At 66.8% G+C, this 9,157-nt stretch carries 8 protein-coding genes; 2 read left to right on the top strand and 6 right to left on the bottom strand.

The features are described 5' to 3' along the window. Positions 1-8 precede the first annotated feature (8 nt). From RMP06_RS05640 to RMP06_RS05615, 6 genes are all read right to left on the bottom strand, one after another. Positions 9-1,091: a TRAP transporter substrate-binding protein gene (locus tag RMP06_RS05640; protein ID WP_310460794.1), complete on the bottom strand. Its 1,083-nt coding sequence runs from the start codon at positions 1,089-1,091 to the stop codon at positions 9-11. 100 nt (positions 1,092-1,191) lie between these two features. Beyond that, positions 1,192-2,268, bottom strand: coding sequence for an Ldh family oxidoreductase (locus RMP06_RS05635; protein ID WP_310460793.1), 1,077 nt, complete (start codon positions 2,266-2,268; stop codon positions 1,192-1,194). A 25-nt stretch (positions 2,269-2,293) separates the two neighbouring features. After that, complete coding sequence (locus tag RMP06_RS05630; RefSeq protein WP_310460792.1) at positions 2,294-3,823, bottom strand: UxaA family hydrolase; 1,530 nt, start codon at positions 3,821-3,823, stop codon at positions 2,294-2,296. 2 nt (positions 3,824-3,825) lie between these two features. Next, a complete protein-coding gene (locus tag RMP06_RS05625; protein ID WP_310460791.1) occupies positions 3,826-4,689 on the bottom strand; it encodes a fumarylacetoacetate hydrolase family protein in 864 nt (287 codons plus the stop codon). A gap of 34 nt (positions 4,690-4,723) precedes the next feature. Continuing rightward, positions 4,724-5,479 (bottom strand): SDR family oxidoreductase, encoded by a 756-nt coding sequence (locus RMP06_RS05620; protein WP_310460790.1) that lies wholly within the window; start codon positions 5,477-5,479, stop codon positions 4,724-4,726. Between the two features lie 19 nt (positions 5,480-5,498). After that, entirely contained in the window at positions 5,499-7,241 is a 1,743-nt protein-coding gene (locus RMP06_RS05615) for an IlvD/Edd family dehydratase (RefSeq protein ID WP_310460789.1), read from the bottom strand. 225 nt (positions 7,242-7,466) lie between these two features. On the opposite strand from RMP06_RS05615, the gene RMP06_RS05610 reads away from it, so the two are divergent. Then, entirely contained in the window at positions 7,467-8,390 is a 924-nt protein-coding gene (locus RMP06_RS05610) for a 2-hydroxyacid dehydrogenase (protein ID WP_310460795.1), read from the top strand. Positions 8,391-8,554: 164 nt separating this feature from the next. Then, complete coding sequence (locus tag RMP06_RS05605) at positions 8,555-9,031, top strand: hypothetical protein (RefSeq protein ID WP_310460788.1); 477 nt, start codon at positions 8,555-8,557, stop codon at positions 9,029-9,031. Positions 9,032-9,157 lie beyond the last annotated feature (126 nt).

The following is a 9,157-nucleotide window of genomic DNA, read 5'->3' as shown; positions in this document are numbered from 1 at the left end:
CCCGAGATTCAGAGCCTGGCACTTTGCATGTAGTCGTCGAAGCCGGCCTCGGTGAACCTGAACCACAGGTTCACGTCGCGGCGGAACGCAGCGAAGTCGGTGTGAACCTTCTTCCAGGCCGGATTGGAGGCCGAGTTCTCGGACTCCAAAGCCATCGACTCCTTGAAGGCCGCGTCCATCACGTCCTTGGGGAAGCGGAACAGCTTGGTGCCACCGGACACCAGCGTCTTCAGCGCGGCAGGATTGCGGCCGTCGTACTTGGCCTGCATGTCCAGGTGGGCATACGAAGCTGCGGCTTCGATGATCGCCTTGTACTCCGGCGTCAGCGCATCGAACGCCTTCTGGTTGATGAAGAAGTCCAGCTGCGGACCACCTTCCCACCAGCCCGGGTAGCCATAGTTGGGCGCCACCTTGTTGAAGCCAAGCTTCAGATCGTCATAGGGACCGACCCACTCGGCGGCGTCGATGGTGCCCTTTTCCAGCGCCTGGTAGATCTCGCCGCCGGGAATGTTCTGCGGCACACCGCCCATGCGTTCGATCACCTTGCCGGCAAAGCCACCAACGCGCATCTTCAAGCCCTTGACGTCTGCGACCGACGTGATCGGCTTGCGGTACCAGCCGCCCATCTGCGCACCGGTGTTGCCACCGGGGAAGTTGATGATGTTGAAGCCCTTGTAGAACTCGCGCATCAGCTTCAGGCCGTTGCCTTCGTACATCCACGCGGTCATCTGGCGGCTGTTCAGGCCGAAGGGAATGGCGCAGCCCAGCGCGAAGGTTTCGTCCTTGCCGAAGAAGTAGTACGGCGCCGTGTGGGCCATCTCGACCGTGCCGTTCTGCACGCCATCGACGACACCGAACGCCGGCATCAGCTCACCACCGGCGTGGGTGGTGATCTGGAACTTGCCGCCCGTCATCGCGCTGACCTGCTTGGCGAACTCGTCAGCGGCGCCGAAGATGGTGTCGAGCGACTTCGGGAAGCTGGACGCCAGACGCCAGCGCACATTGGCCTGCGCCTGGACGATGGCCGGGGCGGCGCCCGCAGCGAGCACACCGGCCAGACCGGTTTGGCGAATGAAATTGCGACGTTCCATGCAGAAGCTCCTGACTGAGTAGGAATGGGAGATATGGGAGATGGCAGTTCTGAAAGCTGTTGGCGATTCTAGGAATCCACACCCAGCAAAACCACAAGGGTTACCCCTGCGCAATAGTACGTAGGGGCGAAGCGACACGCAGTCGCTCGCTCCAGTCGTGCATCTGCCGCGCCAGCTGCGGCTCGATGGGGATGCCGGTGCGGCGGCGTTCGGCTTCGCAGTCGTGCTCGGGATCGCCCGGCATGCGCGGTGAGCCCGGCTCGGCGGCCAGCGCGCGGGCCATCTGCTCGACCACGGCGGCCAGCAGCGGCCCGCCCGCGAAGCGCATCGGGTCGATGACGAGGAAAAACGCCCCGATGCGGCGCGGCGCGTCGAGGTCCGCGAACATCGGCGGGATGTGCGGGCCGAAGGGATTGCCGTGCAGCGGGCCGCTGAGCAGATCGACCATCAGCGCCAGCGCGTAGCCCTTGTGGCCGTAGTCGTGGCCACCCAGCGGGGTGACGGCGATGGCGGCGTTCGGGTCGGTCGTCGGCTGGCCTTGGGCGTCGATGGCGATGTCGGGCGGGAGCGTGTGGCCCTCGCGGCGGGCGTTCATCACGCGGTTCCACGGGATGGAGGTCGTCGCCATGTCCAGGCACACCGGCTCGGCCCCTTCGCGCGGGAAGGCGATGGCGATCGGGTTGGTGCCGAAGAACGGGCGCTGGCCGCCATGCGGGGCGGCGATGCTGTCGGCATGGGTGAAGGCCAGCCCGATCAGCCCGGCCCGCGCCGCCTCGCGGGCGTAGAGGCCGACCGCGCCGCAATGCGACGAGTCGCGCACGCCCACCGCCGCAATCCCGGTCTCGCGGGCGATGTCCATCGCCAGCCGGTTGGCGAAATGCGCGACGAGGATGCCCTGCCCCTGGTCGCCATCGACCTGCGCGGTGGATGCGCCCGTGCGCTCGATGCGCAGCACCGGCCGCGCCCGGATCGAACCCCGCGAGATCCGGTCGAAGTAGTGCGGCAGGCGGGCAATGCCGTGGGTGTCCACGCCCCACAGGCTGGTCTGCACAAGGCTGTCGGCGAGCTGCCGGGCGTCGGGCAGCCGCAGGTCGAGCGCCTGCAGGCACTGCACCGCCCACGCGGCGATGTCTTCGGCAGGCAGGTACACGCTGCCTTCGGCGATCGGCTGGGCCATCAGGATTCCTTGTTCACACCGTGGGTCACATCACCGCGCCGAGCTGCCACGGCACGAACTCGTTCTGGCCGTAGCCGTGTTGCTCGCTCTTGGTGGCGCGGCCCGAGGCGGCGTCCAGCATGAGGAGGAAGATGCGCTCGCCAGCTTCGTCCACCGACTCGGCGCCGTCGATCACGGTGCCGCAGTTCAGGTCGATGTCCTCGGCCTGCCGGTTCCACAGCGCGGTGTTGGTCGAGAACTTCAGCGACGGCGACGGCGCGCAGCCATAGGCCGAGCCGCGCCCGGTCGTGAAGCAGATCAGGTTGGCGCCGCCCGCGACCTGCCCCGTCGCCGAAACGGGGTCATAGCCGGGGGTGTCCATGAAGACGAGGCCGTGCGCGGTGACCGGCTGCGCGAACTCGACGACATCGACCAGGTTCGTCGTGCCGCTCTTGGCGATGGCGCCGAGGCTCTTTTCGAGGATCGTCGTCAGCCCGCCCGCCTTGTTGCCGGCGGAGGGGTTGTTGTCCATGCGCATGGCGTGGCGGGTGGTGTATTCCTCCCACCACGCGATGCGGGCGCGCAGCTTGTCGGCCACCTCGACGCTGACGGCACGGCGGGTCAGCAGGTGCTCGCCGCCGTAGATCTCGGGCGTTTCGGACAGGATCGCCGTGCCGCCATGCCGCACGAGGCGATCGACCGCCGCGCCGAGCGCCGGATTCGCGCTCAGGCCGGAGTAGCCGTCCGAGCCGCCGCATTGCAGGCCAACGACGAGGTGCGACGCCGGCACCGGCTGCCGCGTGGCGCGGTTCGCCTCGGGCAGCATCTGGCGGATCAGCGCGACGCCCCGCGCCACGGTCTGCGCCGTGCCGCCCGAATCCTGGATGCTGAACGTGACCAGCCGGGCGCCTTCCTGCAAGCCCTCCTGCGCGATCAGGCCCTGGATCTGGTTCGTCTCGCAGCCGAGGCCGACGACCAGCACCGCCGCGAAGTTCGGGTGCCGCGCATAGCCGCCCAGCGTGCGGCGCAGCACGCGCAGCTCCTCGCCATCGCTCGCCGTGGCGCAGCCCATGCCGTGCGTCAGCGCGACGATGCCGTCCACGTTCGGGAAGTCCGCCAGCGCCTCGGGGCGGATGTCGCGGCGGAACTGGTCGGCGATGGCCCGCGCCACGGTCGCCGAGCAGTTCACCGAGGTCAGCACGCCGATGTAGTTGCGCGTCGCCACCCGGCCATCCGCCCGGACGATGCCGTCGAAGGTCGCAGGCAGCGCCTCGAACGCGGTCGGCACGGCGTCCACCCCGTCGGCGTGTTCGCGGGCGAAGTCGCTGAACGCGAGGTTGTGCGTGTGGACATGCTGGCCCGGCGCGACCGGCTGGGTCGCCGTGCCGATGACCTGCCCGTAGCGGCGCACCGGCTCGCCCGCCGCGATGGCGCGGGTGGCGATCTTGTGCCCCGGCGGGACCAGCCCGGAGACGGTCACGCCCTCGTCGGCCAGCACGGTGCCGCCCAGCAGTTGCGTGCGGGCGATGACGACGTTGTCGCCGGGATGGATGCGGATGACGGGGCCGGCGCTCATGATCAGGCGTCGATCCGCACCGGATCCCAGGCGTACACGGTCTGCTGCTGCTCGCCCAGCCCGTCGATGCCCAGGCGGATCACGTCCCCGTCCTTCAGGAACACCGCGTCCGGCTTCTTGCCCATGCCGACGCCGGGCGGCGTGCCGGTGGTGATCACGTCGCCGGGGTTGAGCGTCATGAAGCGGCTCAGGTAGCTGACGATCTGCGCGACGTTGAAGATCATCGTGGCGGTGCTGCCGGTCTGCATGCGCTGGCCGTTCACGTCGAGCCACATGCCGAGCTGCTGCACGTCGCCCACCTCGTCGGCCGTCACCAGCCACGGGCCGATGGGGCCGAAGGTGTCGCAGCCCTTGCCCTTGTCCCAGGTGCCGCCGCGCTCCAGTTGGTACTCGCGCTCGGACACGTCGTTGATGACGCAGTAACCGGCGACATGCGCCAGCGCGTCGTCCTCGGACACGTAACGCGCCCGCGTGCCGATCACGACACCGAGTTCGACCTCCCAGTCCGACTTCACCGATCCCTGCGGCAGCACCACCGCGTGGTTGCAGCCCACCGCCGACTCCAGCGTCTTCGTGAAGACGATCGGCTCCTTGGGGATGGGCATGTTCGACTCGGCGGCGTGGTCGGCGTAGTTCAGGCCGATGGCGATGAACTTGGTCATGCCGGTCCACGGCACCTGCAGCTCGCCCAGCGGCACGACGGGCAGCGTGGGCACGTCAACGCTGGCCAGCGCGGCGAGCGATGCGGGAGACAGCGTGGCCGGCGTGATGTCGCCGATCAGCGCGGAGAGATCGCGGACCTGACCGTCGGCGTCGAGCAGACCGGGTTTCGGGTTGGCACGGGGGCCGTGGCGCAGGAGTTTCATGGGATGTCCTTTCGGGTTCTGTATGCGTGTGGGGTCAGTTCGACCAGCCGCCGTCGATGACCTGCGTGGTCCCGGTGGTGAACGACGATTCGTCACTCGCAAGATACACGGCCAGCGCCGCGATCTCGTCCACGCGACCCAGGCGTCCCATCGGCTGGCGGGCAATGAAAGCGGCCTCGACCTGCGCCTGGGTCAGGCCGGACGCGGTGGCCTGCGCGTCGATGCGGTCGCGCAGGGACGGCGATTCGACCGTGCCCGGGCAGATCGCGTTGCAGCGCACGCCCTTGGTGATGAAGTCCGCCGCCACCGCCTTGGTCAGACCGATCACCGCGGCCTTGGTCGTGCCGTAGACGAAGCGGTTCGGCGCGCCTTTCAGGCTGCCGGCGACCGAGGCGACGTTGATGATGGAGCCACTGCCCTTGGCCAGCATGCCGGGCGCGAAGGCGCGGATCGTGCGGAACATCGAGCGCACGTTGAGGTTCATCGCGAAGTCCCACTCGGCTTCGGTGCAATCGAGCACGGTGCCCGCGTGGACAAAGCCGGCGCCGTTGAACAGCACATCGACCGGGCCGTGCGCCGCAGCGGCGGCGTCGATCGCGGCCGGGTCGGTCACATCGAGCACCTGCGTCGTGCAGCCACATTCGGCGGCCAGTGCCTCCAGCGCGGCGGCGTTCACGTCGGTGGCGATGACGCGGGCACCTTCGCGGACGAAGGCCAGCGCGGTGGCACGGCCGATGCCCTGGCCGGCGGCGGTGATGAGAGCGGTCTTGCCGCGGAGTCGGTCGGTCATGGGGTGCTTCTCCGGGAGTTCAGTGGTTGTCCTTGGGCACCGCGCTGCCGCGCTTGCCTCGGAGGAAATCGAGGTCCGCGCCTTCGTCGGCCTGGAGCACATGGTCGATGTAGAGCTTCCAGTAGCCGCTGTCCATCGGCGGCACGGGTGGCGTCCACGCGGCGCGGCGGCGGTCGAGTTCCGCGTCCTCGACATGCAAATGCAGCCGCCGCCCGGCCACGTCCAGCGTGATCAGGTCACCGTTCTGCACCAGGGCCAGCGTGCCGCCCGCCGCCGCTTCCGGCGCGGTGTGCAGCACGACGGTGCCGTAGGCGGTGCCGCTCATGCGGGCGTCGCTGATGCGCACCATGTCGGTGATGCCCTTGCGCAGCACCTTCGGCGGCAGCGGCATGTTGCCCACCTCGGCCATGCCGGGATAGCCCTTCGGCCCGCAGTTCTTCAGCACGAGGATGCAGGTCTCGTCCACGTCCAGCGCCTCGTCGTCGATGCGGGCGTGGAAGTCGGTCGAGTCCTCGAACACGACGGCGCGGCCGGTATGCTGCATCAGCGCCGGGGTTGCCGCGCTCGGCTTGATCACCGCGCCGCGTGGTGCGAGGTTGCCGCGCAGCACCGCGATGCCGGCGTTTGCCTTGAACGGCGCGTCGAAGGTCTTGATCACGCGCGGATCGAAGTTCTCGGCATCGGCGATGTTCTCGCCGACCGTGCAGCCGTTGGCGGTGACGATCTCCGTGTGCAGCAGGTGGGCGATCTCCTTCATCACCACCGGCAGGCCGCCCGCGTAGCAGAAGTCCTCCATCAGGTGCTGGCCCGACGGCTGCAGGTTGAGCAGGCACGGCAGCTCGCTGGCCAGCCGGTCGAAGTCGTCGATCGACAGCGGCACGCCCAGCCGCCCGGCGATGGCGATCAGGTGGATCACCGCGTTGGTGCTGCCGCCGATGGCCGCGAGCGTGCGGATCGCGTTCTCGAACGCCTCGCGGGTGAGGATGCTGGAGAGCTTCTGGTCGTCGTGGACCATCTGCACGATGCGCCGCCCGGCCTGCCGCGCCAGCACGTTGCGCCGCCCGTCCACCGCCGGATACGCCGCGTTGCCCGGCAGCCCGACACCGAGCGCCTCGACCATCGACGCCATCGTGCTGGCGGTGCCCATCGTCATGCAGTGGCCGTGGCTGCGGTGCATGCAGCTCTCGGCCTCGAAGAAGTCCTGCAGCTTGAGCGTGCCGGCGCGGACCTGCTCGCTCATGCTCCACACGCCGGTGCCCGAGCCGAGTTCCTGGCCGCGCCACTTGCCGTTGAGCATCGGGCCGCCCGAGACGCCGATGGTCGGCAGATCGACGCTGCTGGCGCCCATCAACAGGCTCGGCGTCGTCTTGTCACAGCCCATCAGCAGCACCACGCCGTCGATCGGGTTGCCGCGGATCGACTCCTCCACGTCCATGGACGCCAGGTTGCGGTAGAGCATCGCGGTCGGGCGCAGCAGCGTCTCGCCGAGCGACATCACCGGGAACTCCAGCGGGAAGCCACCCGCCTCGTAGACGCCGATCTTGACCTGCTCGGCCAGCGTGCGGAAATGCGAGTTGCAGGGGGTCAGCTCGCTGAAGGTGTTGCAGATGCCGATGACCGGGCGGCCGTCGAACTGGTCGTGCGGCACGCCCTTGCCCTTGACCCAGCTCCGGTACGCGAAGCCGTCGCGGTCCTGGCGGCCGAACCATTGCTGGCTGCGCAGTTCGTCCGGGCGTTTTTTCTTCGGGGGGGTGCTGCTCATCGGTCGTCAGGCTCGTGGCGGGTCGGCGGGTTGTTATCGTGGTGGCTGCGCGTTTTCCCGGTCGCCACCGCCGGAAGTGCGCAACGATACTATGGTATGACGAATGACAACCATACCCGTGCAATCCCGGAGCCTGTGACCATGACCGACCTGAACCATACCCCCGCTGCTGCTGTTGCCGCCGCCGCCGTGCCCCAGTTTCCCGACTTCGAGATCCTGACCGTGATGCAGTTGAACCCGCTGCTGGAGCCGCTGCTGCGCGCCTCGTTCACGGTGCATGACCGGCTGCACCTGCTCGACCCGGCCGCGTTCGAGGCGGTGGCGCCGCGCATCCGGGGCATCTCGGCCAGCGGTGAATCGAAGGTGGGCGCGGAGCTGATGGACCGGCTGCCGGCGCTGGAGATCATCTCGGTGATGGGCGTCGGCTATGACGGCATCGACGTGGCGGCGGCGAAGGCGCGGGGGGTGGTCGTGACGCACACGCCAGACGTGCTGAACGACGACGTGGCGGATCTGGCGCTGGGGCTGATGCTGGCGGCCTCGCGGCGGCTGGTGGCGGCGGATCGGCATGTGCGCGAGGGGCTGTGGCCGGCGCAGGGGCCGATGCCGCTGGCGCGCAAGCTCTCGGGGGCGCGGCTGGGCATCCTCGGCATGGGCCGCATCGGGCAGGCCATCGCCCGGCGGGCGCTCGCGTTCGACATGACGGTGGCGTACCACACGCGCACAGTGCGTGCGGACGTGCCGTATGCGCATGTCGGGTCGGCGGTCGCGCTGGCGGCGCAGTGCGATGTGCTGTGCGTCATCACGCCGGGCGGTGCGGCGACGAAGCATCTGGTGAACGCCGAGGTGATGAACGCGCTCGGGCCGCAGGGGCTGCTGGTGAACGTGGCGCGGGGGTCGGTGGTCGATGAGGCGGCGCTGATCGAGGCGCTGGAACAGGGTCGCCTCGGTGGCGCCGCGCTCGACGTGTTCGAGCAGGAGCCGCAAGTGCCCGAGCGGCTGCGCGCCCTGCCGCAGGTCACGCTGAGTCCCCACATCGGCAGCGCGACCACGGCGACGCGGCAGGCGATGGCGGGGCTGGCGGCGGAGAATCTGAGGGCGAAGGCGGGGGGGCGGGCTGTGGTGACGGCGGTGCCGGAGTGTCGATGAAGAGAGGCTCAAGCGGGAGCCAGGATCTAGGTTGCAGACCCGATAGACGAAAAAATGAACAAACGATATCCTCCTAAGAACAAGCTCAAGCGCGCTTAGCGTGAGCAGTCAAGCTGCTGCAGCCTTTTTCGAAAATACGTTCACATCTACAAGGGGAATATATCTTGGCACAGGAACAAGAAACCAACAACAATCAAGCAGAAGTCTCAACAACAAAACTTGTGGTTCGCGGAAACATTTTAGCTTTCGATAGTACTGTTTTTCAGATCTCGAACATCTCCACCGTTTCAGTCAAAGAAATAACAAAGACCACCCATCACGAAAGATCACTAATGCCATTCTTTTGGGTAATTTTCGGTGGCGGCTTAATATGGCTATGGAAAAATAATCCAGGACTCCAGCAGGCAGTCGAAAATCAAATTAAAACACTTAATTGGTCAGAGGATTTAATACCAATTGCATCAGTGATAAATTTTATTTTTATAGTCGGATCATTAATAGAAATATTTTCATTCAAAAAAACCACAGCAACCAGTCGAACATTTTTATCCGTAGAGATGAATTCCGGAAATCAAACACTATTCGCATCAAATGATAAGGGATTCATGCTACGTGCAGCATCAGCATTATTAACACCCTAATTAGAAGCAGTACACTGGACCATTGACCGGAAAGAGGTGAAGCCGATGACAACGCCAGACGGACGCCAACTCTCGGAAGAGTCGTTGCAATTGCTGCGCCGCCAAGCACACCGACTGCGGCACGAG

The organism is Sphaerotilus sp. (genome assembly GCF_031429695.1).
Classification (GTDB): Bacteria; Pseudomonadota; Gammaproteobacteria; order Burkholderiales; family Burkholderiaceae_C; genus Sphaerotilus.
This window is presented reverse-complemented; position numbering and strand designations above follow the sequence as displayed.

Excerpts from the sequence above, each read along its gene's own strand:
- RMP06_RS05635 (WP_310460793.1), bottom strand. The coding sequence starts at position 2,268 with ATGGCCCAGCCGATCGCCGAAGGCAGCGTGTACCTGCCTGCCGAAGAC.
- RMP06_RS05620 (WP_310460790.1), bottom strand. The coding sequence starts at position 5,479 with ATGACCGACCGACTCCGCGGCAAGACCGCTCTCATCACCGCCGCCGGC.
- RMP06_RS05630 (WP_310460792.1), bottom strand. The coding sequence starts at position 3,823 with ATGAGCGCCGGCCCCGTCATCCGCATCCATCCCGGCGACAACGTCGTC.
- RMP06_RS05610 (WP_310460795.1), top strand. The coding sequence starts at position 7,467 with ATGCAGTTGAACCCGCTGCTGGAGCCGCTGCTGCGCGCCTCGTTCACG.
- RMP06_RS05625 (WP_310460791.1), bottom strand. The coding sequence starts at position 4,689 with ATGAAACTCCTGCGCCACGGCCCCCGTGCCAACCCGAAACCCGGTCTG.
- RMP06_RS05640 (WP_310460794.1), bottom strand. The coding sequence starts at position 1,091 with ATGGAACGTCGCAATTTCATTCGCCAAACCGGTCTGGCCGGTGTGCTC.
- RMP06_RS05615 (WP_310460789.1), bottom strand. The coding sequence starts at position 7,241 with ATGAGCAGCACCCCCCCGAAGAAAAAACGCCCGGACGAACTGCGCAGC.